The organism is Panacagrimonas perspica, assembly GCF_004364935.1.
Lineage (GTDB): Bacteria > Pseudomonadota > Gammaproteobacteria > Nevskiales > Nevskiaceae > Panacagrimonas > Panacagrimonas perspica.
The window spans coordinates 667,889-689,122 of the sequence record NZ_SOBT01000009.1 but is presented as its reverse complement, the minus strand read 5'-3'; the positions used below and the strand labels follow the sequence as shown (position 1 = coordinate 689,122).

Sequence of the window (21,234 nt, the reverse complement as noted above, 5' to 3'; positions counted from 1 at the left end):
CTTGGCGAGCAGTCCCGGACTTCGTCCGGGCTACGGCGGCTAAGACCGCCGCGTCACGCGGTCTTGATCGCCGCGGCTTGTTCCAGCCCCAGGCGCTTCACGGCCTGCTCGCGCATCTCGACCTTGCGTACCTTGCCGGTGACCGTCATCGGATATTCGGTGACGACCTCGAGGTAGCGTGGGATCTTGTAGTGCGCGAGCTGATCCTTGCAGAAGGCCTTCATCGCGTCGTACGTCAGCGGCGGCCGGCCGTCCTTCATGATCACGCAGGCCATCACTTCCTCTCCGAACTTCTCGTCCGGCACGCCGATGACCTGCACGTCGCGGATGTCCGGATGCGTGTACAGGAAGCCTTCGACCTCCACCGGATACACGTTCTCGCCGCCCCGGATGATCATGTCCTTGATGCGGCCGACGATGTTCACGAAGCCCTGCTCGTCCATGACGCCCAGATCGCCGGTGCGCATCCAGCCGTCGGACGTGATCGTGTCCTTCGTGCGCTTCTCGTCGTTCCAGTAGCCGAGCATCACCGAGTAGCCGCGCGTCTGGAATTCACCGGTCTCGTCGTAGTCGCAGGTCTGCCCGGTGTCCGGGTGGGCGATGCGGATCTCGACGTGCGGATGCGCGCGCCCGACGCTGCCGACACGCTTCTCGATCGGATCGTCCGGACCGGTCTGCGCCGACACCGGCGAGGTCTCGGTCATGCCGTAGATGATCTCGACCTCGGGCATGTGGAAGTCGGTCACCAGGCGCTTCATCACCTCGACCGGGCACGGCGATCCGCCGATCGTGCCGGTGCGCAGGCTCGACTTGTCGGTCTTCTCGAAGTCCGGGTGCGCCATCATCGCGATGAACATCGTCGGCACGCACATCGCGCCGGTGCAGCGTTCCTGTTCGATCGCCTTGAGCGTGGCGCCCGGATCGAACGCGGGCGCGGGCACGACCAGCGTGGCGCCGAAGCTCGCGCACAGCAGGTTGCCGCAGACCATGCCGGCGCAGTGATAGAACGGCACCGGCACGCAGAAGCGGTCGTTCTCCGAGAAGTTCTGGCAGACGCCGTCGAAGTACGCGTTGTTGAGGATGTTGCGATGGGACAGCGTCGCGCCCTTGGGCGCGCCGGTGGTGCCCGAGGTGTACTGGATGTTGATCGCGTCGTTGCGATCCAGCGTCTTCATGCGCGCCGCGATCTCGCTGCGCGGAATGCGCTCGCCGTCGGCGAGAAGCTGCGCCCAGTCGGCGGGCTGGCCCGGATCGTCGATGAAGATCGTCTCCTTGAGGTCCGGCACGTCGGCGCGGATCTCGGAAATCATCTTCACGTAATTGCTGGTCTTGAACTGGCGGGCGGCCACGATGCCGCGGCAGCCCGACTGGCGCAGCGCATAGGCCAGCTCGTTGCTGCGATACGCAGGGTTGATGTTCACCTGGATCACGCCGAGCTTGGCGGTGGCGAACTGCACGAGAATCCACTCGATCAGGTTGGGCGCCCAGACGCCGATGCGATCGCCCTTCTGGTAGCCGCGCGCCAGCAGCCCGCGCGCGACGCGGTCGATCTCGTCATTGAAGCGCCGATACGTCCAGCGGATGTTCTGGTGTGGCATCACTACCGCTTCGCGGTCCGGAAACTTCGCGACCGTCGCCTCGAAGTTGTCGCCGAGGGTCTGCTCGAGCAGCGGGATATCGGTCCGGCCTCGGGACTGCGCACGCATCTCGAATCTCCTCATCTCTTTTTATGAGGGCGGATTGTGACCCACGACGCGCCCCTCGCGGGAGCGACTAAGGCCTACCCAATCGGGTGGTTCTTCGATCGAGCCCGTAGCCCGGGTGAAACCCGGGGCTGTTCGCCCGACGTTGGAGAAGAAGCCCCGGGTTTCACCCGGGCTACGTTTTTTTGTCGTTCGAAGGAGCGGTATCGCGTACGGCCATGCGGTCGACGGCTCAAATTGCGAACGCGATCAGGTGCTCCACGTCCAGCCGGATGCCGATGCGGCATCCGATCGCGTGATCGTGATGGCTGGGCACCAGCGACAGCACTTCGCGACCCGAGTCGAGCCGCAGCGAATACAGGAACTCGGCGCCACGAAACGCGCGGGCCGTGACGGTGGCCTGCACCGCGCTGCTGTCGTCGTGCACGACGTCGTCGGGTCGCAGCAGCACTTCGACGGGGCCGGGTGGCGGGATCTCCGCGTGCGCCCTCAGCACACCCAGTTCCATCTCGACGGCGCCATCCGCCCGGCGCGTACCCGGAAGCAGGCGACCTTCGCCGACGAAGTCCGCGACGAAGCGGTCCGCCGGCCGGTGATACAGGTTGTAGGCGGTGTCCCACTGATGCAGATGGCCGCTGCGCATCACGCCGATGACGTCGGCCATCGCGAAGGCCTCGAACTGCGAGTGCGTGACCAGCAGCGCCGTGGTCTTCTCGTGCAGCAGGATCGCGCGCACGTCCTGCGACAGCCGTTCGCGCAGTTCCACGTCCAGCGAGGAGAACGGCTCGTCGAGCAGGATCAGTCGCGGCTTCGGCGCCAGCGCACGCGCCAGCGCCACGCGCTGCTGCTGGCCGCCGGACAACTGGTGCGGATACGCCTTCGCCGAACCGGCGAGGCCGACCAGTTCCAGCAGTTCGGCGACGCGCGCATCGCGTTCGGCACGCGGCTGCCGGTGCAGCCCGAACGCGACGTTGGACGCCACGTCCAGGTGCGGCATCAGCGCCAGATCCTGGAACACCATGCCGATGCCGCGCTTTTCCGGCGGCACGATGTGGCCGGCGTCGGTCAGCACCATGTCGTCGCCGAGGATGCGGCCGGCGCCGATTGGCTCGAAGCCGGCGATCGCACGCAGCGCCGTGGTCTTGCCGCAGCCCGAAGGCCCCAGCAGGCAACCGACTGTGCCCGGCGCCAGTCGCAGGCTCAGCGCGTGCAGCACGGTGTGCGCGCCGTAGCCGGCGCGCACGGTTTCAAGTCGAAGATCCACGGATGTCCCTGGCTCCGGCGATGCCGTCGTCGAGATGGCGCACCAGCCACCATACCGGCACCAGGCCGGCGATGACGATGGCGATGGCGGGCAGCGCGGCGCGCTGCCACTCGCCCTCGCTGGTGAGTTCGAAGATGCGCACGGCGAGCGTGTCCCAGCCGAAGGGTCGCGTCATCAGCGTGATCGGCATCTCCTTCATGACGTCGACGAACACCAGCGCGCACGCGGCGGCCAGCCCCGGTCGCAACAACGGCAGATGCACACGAACGATCTGCGCGACGCCGGTGATGCCGGCGAGCCGCGCCGCCTCGTCGAGGCTGGGCTTGATGCGCGACAGGCCGGCCTGCACCGGTGCGTGCGCCACCGCAGTGAAGCGCACCGCGTAGGCCAGCAGCATCAGCACCAGGCCGCCTTGCAGCAGCAGCGACCAGCCGAGCGCCTCGTTGACGTGGCGCACCAGCGCGGCCATCGGCACGAACAAGCCCACGGCCAGCAGCGCACCCGGCAAGGCGTAGCCCAACGTCGCCGTGCGCGTGGCCCACTGCACGGTGCGGCTGGACGATCGGCGCGCCGCGTAGCCGAGCATGACGGCGAGGAAGGCGATCAGCAGCGCCGCGATGACGCCGAGCAGCACCGAGTTCGTCGCCGAACCCAGAAGCTGGGCGTTGACGTCGGCCAGATGCCGGGCCGACCAGATCACGAGCTGCAGCGCGGGCGCCGCGAAGCACAGCAGCAGCACCAGCGTGCAGGCGAGGACGGCCAGGGCCGCACCGATCGGCGCCAGCCGCAACCGCATCGCCGGCGGCCCGGACTGCGTCGTGCGCCGTGCCGCGTGCACGCGGTTCTGCAGCATCAGCAGCACGACGACGACGATCAGCAGCACCCCGGCCAGTTGCAGCGCGGCGTCCACCGAGAACAGCGCGAACCAGGCCTTGTAGATCGCACTGGTCAGCGTGTCGACGTTGAACGCGGCCACCGTGCCGAAATCGGCGAGCGTCTCCATCGCGGCGAGCAGCGTGCCGCCGAGGATCGCGGGCGCGGACAGCGGCAGCGCGACGCGCAGGACCGCCTGTGCCGGTGTCAGTCCCATGCCGCGCGCGGCTTCGAGCACGCGCGCGCCCTGCGTGGCGAGGCTGCTGCGCACGACCAGATACACGTAGGGATACAGCGCCGCGATCAGCACGATCGCCGCGCCGAAGGTGTTGCGCAGTTCAGGCAGCATCACGCCATGCTCCCGCAGGAACGTCGCGACACCACCCGCGTAGTCGAGGCTGCCGACGAACACCGTCGCCAGCACGTAGGCCGGCATCGCCAGCGGCAGCAGCAGAGCCCAGCTGAAGAAGCGGCGGCCCGGGAATTCGAACAAGGTCACCAGCACCGCGAGCGCCGTGCCGAGCAGGCTCACGCCCAGGCTCACGCCGAACAGCAGGATCAGCGTCGTCGGCAGCACCTGCGGCAGCACGTACTCCGACAGGTGCGACCACAGCTCCGCGTCGAGGCGCGTGAACGAGCCGAGCGATGCGGTGAGCGGCAGCAGCGTCGGCGCCGCGATCAGCGCCGCGATCAGTTTCCAGCCGACGGTTTCCGGTTTGCGGAACACGCCGGGTCAGCGCGGCCTGTGCCGGCAGGCTGCAGGCCGGGTCATGCGATCACTTCCAGCCTGCGCGATCCATCAGCTTCACGGCGTCCGCCTGGTGCTTGCCCGCTTCGGCCAGGTTGATCGGATCCTGGCGGAACGAACCCCAGTTGGCGGTGATCGCGTCCGGCGCCACCGAGGCGTTGGCCGGGAACTCGAGGTTCATGCCGCCGAACAACGCCTGCGCCTCGCGCGCCGACAGCCACTCGAGGAACTTCACCGCGCCGTCGCGATTCTTCGCATGCGTCGTGACGCCAGCGCCGGAGACGTTCACGTGCACGCCGGCGAGCTGCCCCTTGGCCTTCGACTGGTTGGGGAAGAACAGCTTGATCGGCAGCTCCGGCTTATCGCGGACCATGCGGCCGTAGTAATAGGTGTTCACCAGGCCCACGTCGCAGCGTCCGGCGACGATCGCGTCCATCACCTCGTTGTCGCTGGCGAAGGGCGCCGCCGCGAAATTCGACACCCAGCCGCGCACGATCTCCTCGGTGCGCGCCGCGCCCAGTTCCACCCACATCATCGCGACCAGCGACTGGTTGTAGACCTTCTTCGAGGTGCGCATGCACACCTTGTTCTTCCACGCCGGCGTCGCCAGCGCTTCGTAGGTCGACAGCTGAGCGGGTTTCACGCGGCCGGTGTGATAGACGATCGTGCGGGCGCGGATCGACATTCCGAACCAGGTGTTGCCCGGGTCGCGCAGATGCTCGGGAATGTTCGCCTGGAGCACCTTCGAGTCGATCGGCTGCAGCATCTTCAGATGGCTGGCCTGCCAGAGATTGCCCGCGTCCACGGTGAGCAGGATGTCGGCCGGCGTCGATGCGCCCTCGGCCTGCAGGCGCTGCAGCAGAGGTCCTTCCTTGTCCGTGATGAAGCGGATCGGCACGCCGGTCTCGTCGGTGTAGCGCTTGAAGATCGGCTGGATCAGGTCCTCGATGCGGGCCGAGTACACCGTCAGTCCCTCCGCGTACGCGGCCGAGGAGCACAGCAGGAGCAGCAGCGGCAGCAGGACACGGGACATGGCGCTGATCAAATAAGAATGTTTCGCAAGTATAACGATGAGGGTGGAGCGGCGTTCCGCGTGGCTCTAGAACCATCATTAAAGTTTTCCCCGAAAAGCAGTACTTCGTTGCCATGGCTGTGAAGTCTTTCCATCAAATGGACGTGCGCGGCCATCTGGTCGGCCCCAGCGGGTCAGCGCCTGACCGGCTCGGAGGCGCAACTCGTCGTATTCGCTTCTAATGTCAGGCTTTCTGAAGCGTGGTTCGCACCCAACTTCCACGCTTCCGGGCCGGCGGGCAGCCCAACCGATTTGCTAACGGAGTGCCCAAATCCCCAGGTGTTCCCGCCCGACTCAATTCTCATCCCCGAGCGTATCGACTGGGCGTCTGCCCGACCTGGCGACTGAAGGCGACGCTGAAGGCGCTCGCCGAGCCGTAGCCGATACGTTCAGCGATTGCAGCGATCGATTGCTCGCCACTGCGCAGTAGCTCTTTCGCGAGTTCCAGGCGCCATCGCAGCAAATACTCCATTGGAGGCACCCCCATGACCTGCGTGAAGCGCTCAAAAAATGTCGAGCGGGACAGGGCAGCAGCATCTGCAAGCTCCGCGACGGTCCACGGCCTCTCGACCCGTGCGTGAAGCGCTTTCAGCGCTCTTGCCAGTCGCTCGTCGCCCAAGCCGCGCAGCAAGCCCGGAGGAGCATTCGTCGTTGCCGAGGCTCTCATCGCTTCGATGAGCAGCATCTCTGCCAGCCGTGACAGCATGTAGTCACCGCCCGGCAAACCCTCACTGGATTCGTCGCCAACCATCTGCACCAGCTGCGTGAGACGGTTGGAGGCCTTGACGTGAATGACTCGTGGGAGCAATGCCACCAGCATGCCGGGATTGGCACCGTCGAATTGGAAGGCGCCCCCCAAGGAGCGCATGTCGGCCGGGCCGCTGGGATCGCCGTAGCGCAGCTCCGTGGTCCGGCCCTTCACCGACCGTGGGTCGAGATAGACCGGAGGCGCGGGCGCAAAGCTGGAAATCGTGAAGCCGGGTGTGGTCGGCAACAGCACAAAATCGCCAGCGCTGATCGTGATCGGTTCGTGTCCGTCGACCGTCAGCACGCTGCCGCCTTCCAGCACGATACAGAAGCTGGGCAGCCCCAATTCCGAATAGCGCACAGCCCAGTTGCCGCGGCCGCTGATCACGTTGGCCAGCATCGCCTGCGGACGCAGGAGGCGGACGACTTCGGAAAGAGGATCGGCCATATCGGACGCTCGCTAAAACAAGCCGGACTTCTGAGCATCGGCAATCCGGAAATGCTCAATTACTGTTCGCTCCGTCGTCAACACCCACCCACGGAGATCACCCTTGAAGACGGTCCTCATCACTGGTTGCTCGTCAGGCTACGGCTTTGAATCCGCCTGCCACTTCCACGCCAAGGGCTGGAAGGTCCTTGCCACCATGCGCACCCCCCGACCGGATCTATTCGACGGTCTGCCCAACGTCCGCGTTCTGGCTTTGGACGTCACCAACCTGCGCAACATCAGCAAGGTGCTGGACGAAGCCGGTCCGATCGACGTGCTCGTCAACAACGCTGGCATCGGTCTCTTCGGCGCCGTTGAAGCGACGCCAATGGCCACCGTCCGTGAAATCTTCGAGACCAACACCTTCGGCGTCATGGCGATGTGCCAAGCCATCATTCCGCAATTCCGTCGGCGTCGTGCCGGCGTGATCGTGAACGTCACCTCCAGTGCCACGCTGGCGTCGTTCCCGCTCGTCGCGGCATACACGGCCAGCAAGACCGCCGTCGAGGGCTTCACCGAGTCGCTCGAACACGAACTCAAGTTCTTCGACGTCAAGGTCAAGATCGTCGAACCCGGTTACGGCCCCTTGACCCGCTTCACGGCCAACGGCCAGGAGCGCATGCAGGGTCTTGTACCTGAGCCCTATGTGCCCTTTGCGCAAAGCGTCTTCGCAAGCCTGAGCGAACAGCACGCCCACACCCAGGCCATCGATGTAGCCGAGAGCGTCTTTGAGGCTGCAACCGATGGATCTGCGCGGCTGCACTATCCAGCCGGCGCTGATGCTGTGGCACTGGCCAACCGTGTCACTCCATGCCCGCGCTGAGGTCAGCGCCGCTTCGGCCTGGAGGTGTCCGAAGAACTTTATTGATTCGGCGCGGAAAACTTTTGTGACGGTTCCAGGGGCCGATGGACGAGCGGCATGTCACGAAGTTTCTGCCGCGAAAGCCCGCCCGGCGTTCAATTCTTCAACGACGGACCGCCCTCGAATGCCGCGATCGCCGCTTCCTGCACGCTCGTCTCGACCGCGCGGGGCGAGCGGACCTCGCGCACCTGCGCGATCGCCGAGGCGGTATCGACACCACGGCTCTTGAGCCAGCAGGCGGCGACCGTCCCGGCGCGGCCGATGCCGCCGACGCAGTGCACGACGACCTTCGCGGAGTCGGCGACGCGCGCCTGGATCCAGTCCACCGCCTCGCGGAGCTCGCCCGCGTTCGGCGGGCGCCCATCCAGCGTCGGGATATGCAGCACGTCGATGCCGGCCGCGCGATAGGTCTCGAGCAGATTCTCGACGCCGTAGCGCGCGAACTCGTCGCGTGCGAGCAGGCACACGATGGAACCGACGCCGGATTGCACCAGCGCGCGCACGTCTTCTTCGAGCACGCGCCCGGCGTCGCGGCGTCCGGGCAGCCAGGTCAGGCCAAGCTGGCCTTCGTTGCCGCCGAGTGCCGGCAGCCAATCGATGCGGATGCCGACCGCCGCCAGCAGGCGACGACGCACCTGGGCCGCGGCGCTCGCCGCGGTGTAGAGCGCCCAGCGCTTCTGCAGCGGCGTGGACTCGTCGAACGACAAGGTGTGCACCGCGTAGCGGATCTGGCCGACCAGCAGTTGCAGCGGTTCGCGATCAGCCTGCACCAGCTCGCGGTAATAGCGACGCAGCAGGGCCACCGTCTCGTAGGCGCGCACCAGCTTCGGCGAGCGCAAAGCCCCGGCTTCCAGCGGCGGCAGTTCGGCGGCCAGGTCCTCGACGCACAGCAGGCGATCGGTCAGCGCGAGCGCGTCCTCGAACTCGTCCTGCGTTTCGATCTTCGTGAAGATGTAGAGAACATCGTTCTCCAGCTTGATCAGATCCTTCAGCACGTGCCCGCGATGGGCGTGGAAGAAATCGATCAGCCAGACATTGCTCTGCGCATCGAGAATGATGTTCGCGCCGTTGAGATCGCCGTGCTGCTGCGCCAGGTAATGCGGTCGCGCACGGCGTGGCAGCTTGTCGAGCACGCTCGAATAGAACGCGGTGATGTTCGGCACGCGACGGCTGCCGGGAAATTCCAGCACCTCGGCATCCGCGTCCTCGCCCATTGCGAGCAGCTTGTCGGACACGGATCCGGCCCAGCGCGAACTGAACTGGTAGTACTCGAGCAGGTCGATGCGTTCGAGCTGCGCCGCGCGGTGGAAGCGCCCGAGCTGTTCGATGAACACCGAATCGAACACCGCCTTCACGCGCTCCAGCGGCAGGCCCTTCTCGTACAGCTTCTGGAACGAGGTGCTCGATCCGCGTCCCATCGCTGCGTAGCGATACTTGATCGCACCGCGGTCTTCCATGTCGGCGAAATCCGCGACGCGCGGTGCGGAGTTGCCGAGCACCGCCTCGATGCGCTCGAACGAATCGCGCTCCTGGCCGATCGGCCCGCGCGATCCGATCTTCACGACATGCGGCACCTGCTCGTGTCCTTGCAGGTCGACGCTTTGCGTCGCCAGCACCGCGTTGCCGGAGAAGCCGCCGTCCAGCGATTTCACGCTGACTTCGCGGCAACCGCGGAACAGGTAGCGCACGAGCTTGCGGTCGGTTTCGCGCAGCGCCCTGGCGTCGTGTCCGGTGATCTCGGGATGCTTGTGCGAGAAGCCGATCAGCGGCGCCTCCGACATGCTGCCGCCGAGGTAATCCACGAATTCGCCGACCGAGGGCAACACGCGCACGCCCAGGATCCGCTCCATCTGGTCGAGCGCGAGGAAATGATTCTGCCGCGACGAACTCGCCGTCAGCGCCGAGCACACCGCGATGCGGAACTGCGGATAGCGCGCCTGCAGGTCGTAGGCGAGAAAACTGATCTTGGCTTCGGTCCAGACACCCATCAGGCCGACGCGGACCGGCTCGTCGCGAAACGGCTGAAGCGCGTCGCCCAGATCGGCACCGACGAAGTTGGACAGGCCGGTGGCCCCGACCAGGCGCAGCTGCTTGCCCGGCGCCAGGTCGTCGGTGCGGAACACGAACGCAGCGCCCGGCGTATCGCGCACACAGTGCAGGCCGAACTGCGAAAGATGCGAACGCTGAGCGGGATCGTCACCGTCGTGCCAGTCGCGCACGTGGATGACCTGCAGCTTCTCGTCCGGTTGCGCATGTGCCCAGGCGATCGTGCGCGCCACCGGACCCTCCGCCAGCACCGGCCCGAGCAGGCGCATCGATTCGTCATGGCCGACGTGCAGGGCATTCGGAAGCGCATCGAAGCGGCCGATCGGCCCGACGAAGTCGTGCTGCAGGCAATCGGTGATCAGGATCGAGCGCATCAGGTCCCCAAGGTTCCGGCAGTCCGGCAGTCCGGCAGTCCGGCAGTCCGGCGATCCGGGCGCCGACGTCCTGCAATGGCCTTACGATCTCATCGCCGCTGCACCGCTGTCGAACAAGGAAACGAAAAGCATGCAGACCCTGGACCGCCTCAATCGCACATTCGCCATCGACGGCCACGCCGTCTTCGAGGAGCGCGAGCCCGGCATGTTGCGCTTGCAACTGTCGTCTCCGGAATCAACAGCGACGGTCTACCTGCAGGGTGCGCACGTCACGCAATGGACGCCGCGCGGCGCGGACCCGGTGCTGTACCTGTCCCCCGCCGCGGTTTTCGCGCCGGGCAAGGCGATCCGGGGCGGCGTGCCGGTGCTGTTCCCGTGGTTCGGCCCGCGCTGGAACGGTGCTGCGTTCGATGCGGCGCACGGAACGCGTTCGCCGGCACACGGTTTCGCCCGCACGTCGGTTTGGACCGTCGACTCGGTGCGATGCGAAGCAGATGGCGACGTCGTCGCCTGCTTGTCGCTAGCACCGGACGAGGTGTCGCGGGGCCTGGGCTTCGACGACTTCGCGCTGGTGCTGGAATGCCGTGTCGGCCATGAGCTGCAAGTGGCACTGCACGTCACCAACCGCGGCGCCGCGCCGCTCGAATACGAAGAGGGCCTGCACGCCTATTTCGCCGTCGCCGACGTGCATCCTGCGCGGCTGGACGGCCTGGGCGGGAGCACCTACCTGGACAAGCGCGACGGCTCGACGCGCAAGGTGCTGCACGACGGCCCGTTCGCGTTCACGCGTGACGTCGACCACACGCACCTGCACACCGATGCAGCGCTGAAGCTGCACGATCCGTCCGGACACCGCGTCGTCGACATCGTGAAGACCGGATCGCTGAGCACCGTGATCTGGAATCCGTGGACGGTGCTGACGCCGGGCTTCGCAGACCTGCCGGCCGACGGCTGGCAGCATTTCGTCTGCATCGAGACCGTCAACGCCGACGAGAACCGGCTGCGACTGGAGCCGGGCGCCACGCACACGCTGGCGATGACGGTGCGCGTGAAGACGGTGCGCGTGAAGACGGCGTGATGCGGACTCCGATTCGTGCCGACTTCGTCAGGCCGGCAGCTTGCGCCAGCGCTTGATCGCGAAGTCCAGCGCCACCGCCACCTGCACCACCATCAGGATCAGCCACGGCGGCTGCGCGAACAGCAGCGGCGGCCAGAATACGGCGGCGAGGAACTGCAGGCCGATCGCGACGAAGAGTCCCGGCAGCAAGGCGTACAGCACGACGAGGTAGACCGCGGCCGCGGAATCTGCACGTGACTGGTCGCGCGCGAAGTTCAGGCCCAGCACGAGCGCAGCGTCGCGCACGAGGAACAGCAGGAATCCTGCTGCGGTGCACGCCGCCGCGATGGCTCGCATCGGTGGTTCGGTGATCAGGCAGGCCACGACGAACGTCGCGACGACGCCTGCGCTCAGCGCGAACGTGGCGAGCCACTTCGGCGTCAGCTCCCAGGCGCGCGACCGCTGTCCATCGCGCCACAGTGCGACGAGCCGCCGCATGCGCACCCAGTCCTTGCGCTCGCTGAACAGCAGTCCGTAGTTCGCCACCAGGCAGATCAGCAGGCAGGTCGCGAGGTGCGCCGCGACGGGGCCCAGATCCTCGAATATCCGCGACGTCTGGCCGCCGTGGAACCAGCCGCCGCCGAACACGAACAGGAACAGCAGGAACGCGATCCAGGCGTTCGGCGGATCGCGGAACGACAGCTCCTCGCGCATCACGCGATACAGGCCCAGCGTGGCCCAGAACATCGCCAGCAGCACGCAGGCCAGCAGGAACTCGGGGGCCGGAATGTGCCAGGCGTACCAGTGCACGTTGCCCGCGGGCTCATCGCCCGGAAGCATGAAGAAGACCTGCGGCCCAAAGACGATCAGCAGCAGGATCGACGCCCCACGCGAGCGCGGGGTCGCCGTGCTGCGCGGCTGCTTGCGCCATGCGAGCAGCGCCGACAGCAGCGCGAGTGCATGCAGCGAGATCGCAACGGCCAGCGCCGTCAGCAGCATCCTCAGCGAGGCCCAGTTCCACGGCGTCGTGAGCGCGAACACGACCAGGCTCAAGGCGCCGCCGTACCACGCGAAGACCGGGCCGCCGGCGAGCTTGCCCAGCGTCATCTGCCACGCGCCCATGCCGGACAGGCGCTGGTTGTCCCAGGTGCCCTGGGTCAGTTCGTTGTTGAGCGAGTCGCTGGCGAGCTTGGCGCCCCACAGCGCCGTCATGCCGACGAACAGCCCCATCGAGACGGTCGGCAGCCCCAGCGAGGCGATTTCGACCTGCGAGACGATCAGCACGATCAGGCCGAGGATCAGCGGCGTGGCGAGCAGGCGCTGCGGCGTCAGTTCGAGCCAGACGTGGCGCAGGAATTCCGGATTGCGCAGCAGGCTCACGAGACGCCTCCGCGGTCGTGCTCGACGGCCCTCAGATACGCGTCCTGCAGCGAGGCCTGTTCGACGCTCAACTCGCAGACCGGCAGGCCGGCCGCGAGCAGCGACTGCAGCAGCGCGGACAGCTCGTCGTCGCCACCGGAGAATTCGAAGCTCGCCTTCTGCGTGTCCGCATCGAGCGGCGTTCGCGCGGAGACGTGCGGCGCGAGCAGCTCGCGAAGCCGTGTCGAGGCTTGCGCGAGCCGCAGGCGGATCATTCTTCCGGTGCCCTGCGCGGTCTGCTGTTCGAGCAGCCGGTGCTCGACGACGCGACCCTGCTGCAGCACCAGCATCCCGGTGCAGTACTCCTCGAGCTCGGCCAGGATGTGCGAGGACACGATCAGCGTCATGCCTTCGGATCGAAGGCGGCGCATCAATTCCGACAGGCCTGCGCGCGATTCCGGGTCGAGACCGGATGCGGGTTCGTCGAGCAGCAGCACGCTCGGGCGATGGACGATGGCCTGCGCGATCGCCAGGCGCTGGCGTTGTCCGCGCGACAGCGAGCCGGCCTTGTCGTCGAGCTTGTCGACGATGCCGAGCTGCGTGGCAACCTCGACGACGCGCGCATCGAGCGCCTCGCCGCCGAGTCCGCGCGAGCGGCCGGCATGGAGCAGGCACTGGCGCGTGCTCAACTCCGCGTACAGGCCGAAGTGATCCGGCAGGTAGCCGATGTGGCGATGCGCTTCGCGTGGGTGTCGCAGCACGTCGATGCCGGCGATCTCGATCGAGCCGGAGTACGGTTCATCGAGTCCGGCGATGCAGCGCAGCAAGGTCGTCTTGCCGGCGCCATTGGGGCCGACCAATGCGGTGATGGACGCGGCCGGCAGCAAAAAGCTGACGCTGTCGAGTGCGCGCTTGCCCGGATACTCGTAGACCAACTCGCCCGCACCAATCATGGCTCCTCCCGTGTCCGCAGTATGCGGGGATCGGCGCGGGGGCGATGCCGTGGCAGCTGTGGATCTGCGGTGCGGGAAGAAACGGGCGAGAGCAACACGCTCGCGTATGCGCGGCCCGCTTTCATTCCGATCCTGGCCTCAGCCAGCGACGACCGTTCCCGATACAGGCACGGCCAGCGGCAGGATCAGCCTGGCCGACAGTCCACTTCCGCTTTGCGCGTCTTCCAGCAGCAGGTCACCGCCGTGCAGCCGTGCGATCTCCAGCGCGATCGGCAGTCCCAGACCGCTGCCTTCGCCGCGATTGCCACGCACGAAACGACGCAGCATCTGGGCGCGCAGTTCCGGCGGAATTCCCGGACCGTCGTCCTCGACCGCGACGCTCGGTGTCGGCGTGGACGCCAGGCGCAGATGGATCGCGCCCTTGCCCGGGTGGTACTTGAGGGCGTTGTCGAACAGGTTGTTGATCGCTTCGCGCAGCAGATCGGGGTCGCCGTCGATCCAGATCGGCTGGCGATCCGGCTCCGACGTGAAGCGGATGTCCAGACCACGGGCCACGGCGCGAGGCACCCATTCCGCACCCGCTTCCTCGACCAGCCTGAGCAGATCGAAGCGACGGAACGCGCTCAGGCCTGCGCCGTCCGGCTCGGCCCGTGCGAGCGAGAGAAGCTGGTTCGACAGGCGCGCGGCCCGATCGGCGGAAGCGCGCAACGCATCGAGCAGCGGGCGCAGGCTGGTGGCCTCGCCTTCGCGGCGGATCTCGTCGGCCTGCAGCTTGATCGCCGTCAGCGGCGTGCGGAGCTGGTGCGCGGCCTCGGCGATGAAGCGTCGCTGCGATGCGAGTGCGCCTTCGAGCCGGGATAGCAATTCGTTGAGCGCTCGCGTCAGCGGCTGCACCTCGCGTGGTACGCCTTCGTCGGCCAGCGGCGCGAGCTGGCGATGGCTGCGCGATTCGAGACGGTCCGCGATCAGGCGCAGCGGATGCAGGCCGTGGCGGATGCCGCGGCGGATCGCCAGTGCCGCCACGGCGATCAGCACGAGCTGCGGGATCAGCGTGCTCAGCAGGATCACCTGCGCGAGGCCGCGGCGCTTGCGCGTGGTCTCCGCGACCTTGACCTTCACCTTCTCGCCGTAGTCGGTCTCCGGCAGTTCGAGCACGGCGACGCGGACGTTCTGTCCGTCCATGCGGGCGTTGTAGAGCTTCGCGCCCTGGTATTCGTCGACGTCGGTGTCGTCGTCGGGTTCGGGCAGATTGGCGCGTCCGACGATAAGACCGCGACGTGCGCCGGAAATATTGAAATAGGTGTTGTCGGTGACGTCCCACTCGAACAGCCGCTGCGTCTGCGGTGGCATGTCGACGACCGGGCCGTTCGCCGTGCGATCGATTTCCAGCGCCAGCGAACTCACCGAGTCGAACAGCCAGCCGTCGTAGACGGCATCCGCGAAGTATTGGGCCAGCCCGTAGGACGTGGCGCCGCTGATCAGGAACAGTACGGCAAGCGGGCCGATCAGCCCTGCGAGCAGTCGTCCGCCGAGGCTCGGATTGCGCGGCTCAGTCGTCGCCATCGACCTGCAGCAGATACCCGAATCCGCGCAAGGTCCGGATCACGCAGCCCGAGTGCTCGATCTTGCGGCGCACGCGGTGCACATAGAGTTCGGCCGCGTTCTCCGACAGGTCGGTGTCGCCGCCGCCGATCAGTTCGAGCAACTGGCGCTTGGAGACCACGCAACCGTGGCGCAGCAGCAGGCATTCGAGCACCGCGAACTCGCGCGGCGACAGGTCGACCGCATCTCCTCTTATATAGATGCGTCGTTCGCGCAACGACATGCGCAGGTCGCCGATCACGACGTCGTCGCCGCGGCGGGCGATGGCGCGGCGGATGACCGCGCGGATGCGCGCTTCGAGTTCGTCCAGCTCGAAGGGCTTGGCGATGTAGTCGTCGGCCCCGAGGTCGAGTCCGAGGACGCGGTCGGCGGTCTCGTCACGGGCGCTGAGGATCACCACCGGCGTGTGGCGTTCGGTGCTGCGAAGCTGGCGCAGCACCTGGGTGCCGTCGATGTCCGGAAGCCCGAGGTCGAGCACGACACAGTCGTAGTCGCTGCTACCGACTGCGCTGAGGGCCGAGCCGCCGTCGTGGCTGACGTCGACGACGTTGCCGCTTCGCTGCAGGGCGCGCTTGAGGCTTTCGGCGATGGGAGCGTCGTCTTCGACTACGAGCAGATGCATGAGATTCGGAGTCCGGCGGAGCGAAGGGAAATCGTAACACCGGGCCGAAAATCAGCCTGAAAGCCCACTGAAAGGCGGGAGGGCTGCGCGGGACGATTCGATGGCGGCTGATGGTCGGTTCAGCACGGGCCCGCTCGCCTTGCTGCACCGGCGCGAACCCCGAGCGTTGATCCCTTCCAGGACCCATCGAGTTGGAGCCTGTGAAAAGTGGTTGCTCCGCCCGGTCCGCGCTGGTACATTTCGCGCCCTTTTTGCGGGCGGCTGCGCCGTTCCGCGTCTCCAAAGAGAGCGCGTCATGTCCAAAGTCTGCCAAGTCACCGGCAAGAAGCCCCTGGTCGGCAACACCGTGTCGCACGCCAACAACAAGGTGCGCCGTCGTTTCGAGCCGAACCTGCACACCCACCGCTTCTGGGTGGATGCCGAGAAGAAGTTCATCAAGCTGCGCGTGTCGCATCACGGACTGCGCATCATCGACAAGAAGGGCGTCGAGGCGGTCATCGCCGAGATTCGTGCCCGCGGCGAGAAGGTGTAAGCCATGGCAAAGGGCAAGAAGGACCGCGAAAAGATCAAGCTCGTGTCGACGGCCGATACCGGCTACTACTACACGACGACCAAGAACAAGAAGAACACGCCGGACAAGTTCGAGTTCATGAAGTACGACCCGGTCGTGCGCAAGCACGTCGCTTTCAAGGAAGCGAAGATCAAGTAAGCCACCCGTGCACCCCGCCGGCGAAGCCAGCGGGCAAGCGAGTGGTGGCTGAAGCGGGCCGAAGGGTCAGCTTCAGAAGCAAAGCGGCGCGGCGTGACCAGCTTTCGTTCCCCTCGACAAACGAGGGGCAAGAAAAGCCAGAAAACCTACCGCACCGCAGCATCGAAAAAGCTTTGAGCTCATAACCGAAGCGAGTAACCTCGCCGTCCCGCCGCTAGAAAGGCGGGGAAAGAACTGTCAACAGGCTGCCTTATTTCGAAGGCACCCTGACCGAGTGAGAACAACGAGCAACGGAGCCGATCAAGGCCACCGGGGCCAAGCTGGAGAAACAAATCCAACGCCCGCGCAAGCGGGCGTTCTTGTTTCTACTCGCTTTTTCTGCATCGAAATCAGCAGGCAGGTCGGATGAACGACATCTCTTCCAGACAGCTCCACCACCGCCATCTCGAGCAGGCCCGCGCGCAGGTCATCGAGCTGCTGTCGCGGCAGGCCGTCGAGCGGGAACTGGTCAACCGTAGCGGAGAGGGTCCTGAGCGATCGGCCAAGCAGGATGTCGTGGCCCTGCTTGTGGCCCGTCAGCACCAGGCCGCGCTGGAGCAGCGCCTGGCCGGCTTCCATCCCGCCGACATCGCATTCGTGCTCGAAAGCCTAGAGCCCGAACCCCGTGACCTGGCCTGGTCGCTGGTCCGGCCGGAACGTAGGGGTGCGGTGCTCCTGGAGACGGCGGACGTCGTGCGCAGGGCCTTGGTCTGCCATATGCCGGCCGACGAGGTGGCCGATGTCGTGCGGCCGCTGGACCCGGAGGACATCGCCGAACTGATCGCCAGCCTGCCGGAGGAATCGCGGCGCGCGGTCCTCGAGCGGCTCGACCAGGCCGACCTCGCCGAGGTGCGCTCGGTGCTGTCGTTCCCGGAAGACTCCGTGGGCGCGGCGATGGACCTGGATTTCGTGTCGGTGCGCGAGGACGCCTCGCTCGAGGCCGTGCAGCGGCTGCTGCGCCGGCGCAAGGAGCTGCCGTCCCATACCAACGAGCTGATCGTCGTGGACCGGGCCAACAAGCTGCGCGGCTTCCTGCCGATCTCGCGGCTGCTGCTGGGCGAGCCGGAATCGACCGTTGGCGAGCAGATGTCGCGCGATCCGGTGTTTTTCTATACCGATGACCGCATGCAGGAGGCCGTGACGTCGTTCGAGAAGTACGACCTGGTGTCTGCGCCGGTGGTGAACCTGCACGACCAAGTGGTCGGCCGGATCACCGTGGACGCCGTGGTGGACGCCATCGCCGAGCGCGCCCAGACCGAGGGCCTGCGCAAGGTCGGCCTGTCCGGCGAGGACGAGGATCTGTTCGCGCCCATCCGGCATGCCGCGCGGCGGCGCTGGCCGTGGCTGGCGATCAACCTGCTGACGGCCTTCATGGCCTCGCGCGTGATCGGGGCCTTCGAGCACACCATCGGCGCCCTGGTGGCGCTCGCGGCGCTGATGCCGATCGTGGCCAGCATCGGCGGCAATTCGGGCAACCAGTCGGTCGCGCTGGTGATCCGGGGCCTGGCGATGAACCAGCTCGGGCCGTCGCAGTTGCGCCGGATCCTGGTCCGCGAGCTGGGCATCGCCGTCATCAACGGCCTGGTCTGGGGCTTCGTGCTGGGGGTCGCCACGTTCGTCCTCTACGGGGATCCGAAGCTCGCGCTGGTCATCGCGGCAGCCCTGACGCTCAACCTGCTGGTCGCCGGCTTCGTCGGGGTGTGCGCGCCGGCGGCGCTGCACCGCTTTGGCCGGGATCCGGTGATGGGTTCGAGCATCGTGCTGACGGCCACGACCGACAGCATGGGCTTCCTGATTTTCCTGGGCCTGGCGGCCGCATTCCTGGTCTGATCGATGCGTATGACAGAGGTCTTTCCACAGACCGAACGTTTCATTGCGACACCCCCTTTCATGGCGTAAGGTGCGCCCCCTTCATGACCCCCCAGACCGCGATTGCCGAGCTGATTTCCGCAGGTGAACTCTTTCACCGGCGCGGCTGGGTGCCCGCCACGGGCGGCAACTTTTCCGCACGGCTCTCCGCCGAAAAGATGCTGGTCACGGCCTCGGGCTGGCACAAGGGCGAATTGCAGGAAGACGCGTTCCTGATCGCCGGCATGGACGGGCGCCCGGACGATGCAAGCCGCAAGGCCTCGTACGAAACCCTGCTGCATTGCCAGGTCTATCGCTTCGACGCGCGGGTGGGTTCGGTGCTGCATACGCACTCCATCGCCAACACCGTGCTGTCACGACAAAAGGAGAGCATCCGTTTGTCGGGTTACGAACTGTTGAAACTCCTGCCGGGGATACAAACTCACGACGCGACGGTCGAAGTGCCCGTGTTCGAGAACGACCAGGACATCCCGCGGCTCGCGGCCAAGGTGGACGAGGCCATGAAGCGACGCCCGGGAATGCCGGCCTACCTGATCTCGGGACACGGGTTGTACGCGTGGGGTGATTCGGTGGCACAGGCGCGGCATCGCGTCGAGGCGCTGGAATTCATGTTCGAGTGCGAGTTGCACTCGAGGTAAGAACGAAGCAAGGAGAGAGAGAACAATGAGCGAACTTCGCATCTATGACGAGAGCCGCCCGCAGCAGGCCGAGCGCGTCTTCAACCGTTTCGAGGACATCCGCGACGCGCTGGCGGAAATCGGCGTCGAGTTCGAGCGCTGGGAAGCCAGCAAGCAGCTCGACGCGCAGGCCACGCAGGACGAGGTCATCGAGGCCTACCGCGAGTCGATCGATCGCCTGATGAAGAAGTACGGCTTCCAGTCGGTGGACGTCATCAGCCTGACGGCCAAGCATCCGCAGAAGGATGCGATGCGCGAGAAGTTCCTCAGCGAGCACACGCACGACGATTTCGAGACGCGCTTCTTCGTCGAAGGCGAAGGTCTGTTCAACATCCGCAAGAACGGCAAGGTCTACGCCACGCTGTGCACGCGCGGTGACCTGCTGAATCTGCCCGCCAACACGACGCACTGGTTCGACCTGGGTCCGGAGCCGAGCCTCAAGGCCATCCGCCTGTTCACGACGCCGGAAGGCTGGGTCGCCACGTTCACCGGCGACAAGATCGCGGACCAGTTTCCGAAGCTCGAAGCGCCGCATTACCCGCTGCTGCGTCAGGCGGCCTGAGCTTGGCCATCCGCGCCGTGGTGACGGACATCGAGGGCACGACGTCCTCGATCGACTTCGTTCACCACACGCTGTTCCCGTACGCGAAGAAGCGGCTGCGCGCGTACCTGCGCGAACACGCCGGCGACACCGCCGTGCAGCAGGTGCTGCAGGACGTCGAAGGCATCGAGCACGCGGACCTGTCTCTGGACGAGGCGGCCGACGTGCTCGAGCGCTGGATCGCCGAGGACCGCAAGCTCACGCCGCTGAAGACGCTGCAGGGGATGATCTGGGGCGAGGGTTACGCCGCCGGCGAACTCAAGGGCCACGTGTATGCCGACACGCCGGACGCGCTGCGCCGCTGGCACGCGCAGGGCAGGAAGCTCTACGTGTATTCGTCGGGTTCGGTGGAGGCGCAGAAGCTGATCTTCGGCCATACCGAGTACGGCGATCTCACGCCGCTGTTTTCCGGCTATTTCGATACGCGTATCGGCGGCAAGCGCGACGCGGCTTCGTATCGCGCGATCCTGCAGCACGCCAGCCTGCCAGGTGACGAAGTGCTGTTCCTGTCCGACGTCGGCGAAGAACTCGATGCCGCACGCGAGGCCGGCATGCAGACGCTGCAGTTGATTCGCGACGACAAGGCCAAGCCTTTCGCGGCGCACGAGCAGGCGAAGGATTTTTCAGCGGTCCTCCCGTAACCGTAGCCCGAGTGAAACCCGGGGTTGCGCTCGGTCTGCGAGGGGAATCCCGGGTTTCACCCGGGCTACAGACTCACCCCACCCTCGACAGCAACGTCTTCCAATTCCGCGCCGGATCACCGATCACCGCGAACAACGGATTGAGCAGCGAGTCCTTCTGGTTGTACCGAAGCCGCGCGAAACCCGGCAGCCGCAGTACCTCCGCACCCGCCTGTTCGGCCACGCATTGGCCAGCCGCCGTGTCCCACTCGGACGTGGGCCCGGTGCGCGGATACAGATCGGCCGTGCCTTCGGCGACCTGGCAGAACTTCAGAGACGAGCCGCGGCTCACCGCCTCGTGAGGCGGCGCGGCGGCGAGGAAGGCTTCGAGCGTCGCATCCTTGTGCGAGCGGCTGACGACGAAAGCGGGAACCGCCGCAGCGGGCCGCGTACGAATCGCTTCGCGCTTGCCGGCGCGAATGCACCAGGCGCCCGCCGCTTCCGCGGCGAAGTAGCTCAGATCCAGCGCCGGCGCGTGCACGACGCCGAGCAGCGGATAGCCGTCCACGACCAACGCGATGTTGACGGTGAAATCGCCGTTGCGCTTGATGAATTCCTTGGTCCCGTCGAGCGGATCCACCAGCCAGTAGTGCGACCATGCGCGACGCGTCTCGAACGGAATGTCGGCCGCCTCTTCCGACAGCACCGGATAGCCGACCGGCAACGCCGCCAGCGACGCCGCGATGTACTCATGCGCGGCGAGATCCGCCAAGGTCAGCGGAGATGCGTCGCCCTTCTGCGTGACGCCGAAATCGGCCGATGCGTAGACCTCCATGATCCGGTTGCCGGCCTCGATGGCGATGTCGAGAACAGGTTGCAGCAGGTCGGCTGGTTTCATCGCGGCGCAGGACGTCGGGGTCGAGTCCGTATCATAGGCGGCATGAAATCGA

19 protein-coding genes are annotated in these 21,234 nt (G+C 66.4%); 8 read left to right on the top strand and 11 right to left on the bottom strand.

What is annotated here, in order from left to right; genetic code table 11:
* Positions 1–53: 53 nt before the first annotated feature.
* The 5 genes from DFR24_RS14665 to DFR24_RS14645 form a co-directional block, all read right to left on the bottom strand.
* Positions 54–1,706 carry an AMP-binding protein gene (locus DFR24_RS14665; protein ID WP_133882140.1) on the bottom strand — a complete coding sequence of 551 codons (1,653 nt, stop codon included), beginning with the start codon at positions 1,704–1,706 and terminating at the stop codon, positions 54–56.
* Positions 1,707–1,935: 229 nt separating this feature from the next.
* Entirely contained in the window at positions 1,936–2,967 is a 1,032-nt protein-coding gene (locus tag DFR24_RS14660; RefSeq protein ID WP_133882139.1) for an ABC transporter ATP-binding protein, read from the bottom strand.
* Positions 2,951–4,567, bottom strand: coding sequence for an ABC transporter permease (locus DFR24_RS14655; RefSeq protein WP_133882138.1), 1,617 nt, complete (start codon positions 4,565–4,567; stop codon positions 2,951–2,953). The genes DFR24_RS14660 and DFR24_RS14655 overlap by 17 nt, the downstream gene beginning before the upstream one ends.
* A 49-nt stretch (positions 4,568–4,616) precedes the next feature.
* The gene (locus tag DFR24_RS14650) at positions 4,617–5,621 is read right to left on the bottom strand and encodes an extracellular solute-binding protein (protein ID WP_133882137.1); all 1,005 of its coding nucleotides are present in this window, start codon (positions 5,619–5,621) and stop codon (positions 4,617–4,619) included.
* 340 nt (positions 5,622–5,961) lie between these two features.
* Entirely contained in the window at positions 5,962–6,855 is an 894-nt protein-coding gene (locus DFR24_RS14645) for an AraC family transcriptional regulator (protein ID WP_133882136.1), read from the bottom strand.
* Positions 6,856–6,958: 103 nt separating this feature from the next.
* On the opposite strand from DFR24_RS14645, the gene DFR24_RS14640 reads away from it, so the two are divergent.
* Complete coding sequence (locus tag DFR24_RS14640) at positions 6,959–7,717, top strand: SDR family oxidoreductase (RefSeq protein WP_133882135.1); 759 nt, start codon at positions 6,959–6,961, stop codon at positions 7,715–7,717.
* 134 nt (positions 7,718–7,851) lie between these two features.
* Here the strand turns inward: DFR24_RS14640 and DFR24_RS14635 are convergent, their stop codons facing one another.
* On the bottom strand, positions 7,852–10,176 hold the full coding sequence (locus DFR24_RS14635; RefSeq protein WP_210772309.1) for a phosphatase domain-containing putative toxin: 2,325 nt from the start codon (positions 10,174–10,176) through the stop codon (positions 7,852–7,854).
* A 130-nt stretch (positions 10,177–10,306) separates the two neighbouring features.
* Here DFR24_RS14635 and DFR24_RS14630 point away from each other — a divergent pair, with 130 nt between their 5' ends.
* Positions 10,307–11,254 (top strand): D-hexose-6-phosphate mutarotase, encoded by a 948-nt coding sequence (locus DFR24_RS14630; protein WP_133882134.1) that lies wholly within the window; start codon positions 10,307–10,309, stop codon positions 11,252–11,254.
* A 27-nt stretch (positions 11,255–11,281) separates the two neighbouring features.
* Here DFR24_RS14630 and DFR24_RS14625 read toward each other — a convergent pair whose 3' ends face one another.
* From DFR24_RS14625 to DFR24_RS14610, 4 genes are all read right to left on the bottom strand, one after another.
* A complete protein-coding gene (locus tag DFR24_RS14625; RefSeq protein ID WP_133882133.1) occupies positions 11,282–12,613 on the bottom strand; it encodes a hypothetical protein in 1,332 nt (443 codons plus the stop codon).
* Positions 12,610–13,545: an ABC transporter ATP-binding protein gene (locus DFR24_RS14620; protein WP_133882132.1), complete on the bottom strand. Its 936-nt coding sequence runs from the start codon at positions 13,543–13,545 to the stop codon at positions 12,610–12,612. Before DFR24_RS14620 ends, DFR24_RS14625 begins: the two co-directional genes overlap by 4 nt.
* Positions 13,546–13,683: 138 nt before the next feature.
* Positions 13,684–15,108 carry a sensor histidine kinase gene (locus DFR24_RS14615; protein ID WP_133882131.1) on the bottom strand — a complete coding sequence of 475 codons (1,425 nt, stop codon included), beginning with the start codon at positions 15,106–15,108 and terminating at the stop codon, positions 13,684–13,686.
* Positions 15,095–15,769 carry a response regulator transcription factor gene (locus tag DFR24_RS14610; protein ID WP_133882130.1) on the bottom strand — a complete coding sequence of 225 codons (675 nt, stop codon included), beginning with the start codon at positions 15,767–15,769 and terminating at the stop codon, positions 15,095–15,097. The genes DFR24_RS14615 and DFR24_RS14610 overlap by 14 nt, the downstream gene beginning before the upstream one ends.
* Positions 15,770–16,064: 295 nt before the next feature.
* Between DFR24_RS14610 and rpmB the strand changes: the two genes are divergently transcribed.
* The 6 genes from rpmB (at position 16,065) to mtnC (ending at position 20,305) form a co-directional block, all read left to right on the top strand.
* The gene (gene rpmB / locus DFR24_RS14605) at positions 16,065–16,301 is read left to right on the top strand and encodes a 50S ribosomal protein L28 (protein ID WP_133882129.1); all 237 of its coding nucleotides are present in this window, start codon (positions 16,065–16,067) and stop codon (positions 16,299–16,301) included.
* A gap of 3 nt (positions 16,302–16,304) precedes the next feature.
* Positions 16,305–16,478 carry a 50S ribosomal protein L33 gene (gene rpmG, locus DFR24_RS14600; RefSeq protein WP_133882128.1) on the top strand — a complete coding sequence of 58 codons (174 nt, stop codon included), beginning with the start codon at positions 16,305–16,307 and terminating at the stop codon, positions 16,476–16,478.
* Between the two features lie 405 nt (positions 16,479–16,883).
* Positions 16,884–18,347, top strand: coding sequence for a magnesium transporter (gene mgtE / locus DFR24_RS14595; protein ID WP_133882127.1), 1,464 nt, complete (start codon positions 16,884–16,886; stop codon positions 18,345–18,347).
* Positions 18,348–18,430: 83 nt separating this feature from the next.
* Positions 18,431–19,024, top strand: coding sequence for a methylthioribulose 1-phosphate dehydratase (locus tag DFR24_RS14590; protein WP_133882126.1), 594 nt, complete (start codon positions 18,431–18,433; stop codon positions 19,022–19,024).
* Between the two features lie 25 nt (positions 19,025–19,049).
* On the top strand, positions 19,050–19,625 hold the full coding sequence (locus DFR24_RS14585) for a 1,2-dihydroxy-3-keto-5-methylthiopentene dioxygenase (RefSeq protein ID WP_133882125.1): 576 nt from the start codon (positions 19,050–19,052) through the stop codon (positions 19,623–19,625).
* 2 nt (positions 19,626–19,627) lie between these two features.
* The gene (gene mtnC, locus DFR24_RS14580) at positions 19,628–20,305 is read left to right on the top strand and encodes an acireductone synthase (protein WP_133882124.1); all 678 of its coding nucleotides are present in this window, start codon (positions 19,628–19,630) and stop codon (positions 20,303–20,305) included.
* 73 nt (positions 20,306–20,378) lie between these two features.
* Here mtnC and cysQ read toward each other — a convergent pair whose 3' ends face one another.
* Entirely contained in the window at positions 20,379–21,182 is an 804-nt protein-coding gene (gene cysQ, locus DFR24_RS14575) for a 3'(2'),5'-bisphosphate nucleotidase CysQ (protein ID WP_133882123.1), read from the bottom strand.
* Positions 21,183–21,234: the final 52 nt, after the last annotated feature.

Bases quoted from the DNA above. Each gene is read 5' to 3' on its own strand.
- DFR24_RS14645 (WP_133882136.1), bottom strand. From the start codon at position 6,855: ATGGCCGATCCTCTTTCCGAAGTCGTCCGCCTCCTGCGTCCGCAGGCG.
- DFR24_RS14620 (WP_133882132.1), bottom strand. From the start codon at position 13,545: ATGATTGGTGCGGGCGAGTTGGTCTACGAGTATCCGGGCAAGCGCGCA.
- DFR24_RS14615 (WP_133882131.1), bottom strand. From the start codon at position 15,108: ATGGCGACGACTGAGCCGCGCAATCCGAGCCTCGGCGGACGACTGCTC.
- rpmG (WP_133882128.1), top strand. From the start codon at position 16,305: ATGGCAAAGGGCAAGAAGGACCGCGAAAAGATCAAGCTCGTGTCGACG.
- rpmB (WP_133882129.1), top strand. From the start codon at position 16,065: ATGTCCAAAGTCTGCCAAGTCACCGGCAAGAAGCCCCTGGTCGGCAAC.
- DFR24_RS14650 (WP_133882137.1), bottom strand. From the start codon at position 5,621: ATGTCCCGTGTCCTGCTGCCGCTGCTGCTCCTGCTGTGCTCCTCGGCC.
- DFR24_RS14635 (WP_210772309.1), bottom strand. From the start codon at position 10,176: ATGCGCTCGATCCTGATCACCGATTGCCTGCAGCACGACTTCGTCGGG.
- DFR24_RS14665 (WP_133882140.1), bottom strand. From the start codon at position 1,706: ATGCGTGCGCAGTCCCGAGGCCGGACCGATATCCCGCTGCTCGAGCAG.
- cysQ (WP_133882123.1), bottom strand. From the start codon at position 21,182: ATGAAACCAGCCGACCTGCTGCAACCTGTTCTCGACATCGCCATCGAG.
- DFR24_RS14590 (WP_133882126.1), top strand. From the start codon at position 18,431: ATGACCCCCCAGACCGCGATTGCCGAGCTGATTTCCGCAGGTGAACTC.
- mgtE (WP_133882127.1), top strand. From the start codon at position 16,884: ATGAACGACATCTCTTCCAGACAGCTCCACCACCGCCATCTCGAGCAG.
- DFR24_RS14630 (WP_133882134.1), top strand. From the start codon at position 10,307: ATGCAGACCCTGGACCGCCTCAATCGCACATTCGCCATCGACGGCCAC.
- DFR24_RS14585 (WP_133882125.1), top strand. From the start codon at position 19,050: ATGAGCGAACTTCGCATCTATGACGAGAGCCGCCCGCAGCAGGCCGAG.
- DFR24_RS14610 (WP_133882130.1), bottom strand. From the start codon at position 15,769: ATGCATCTGCTCGTAGTCGAAGACGACGCTCCCATCGCCGAAAGCCTC.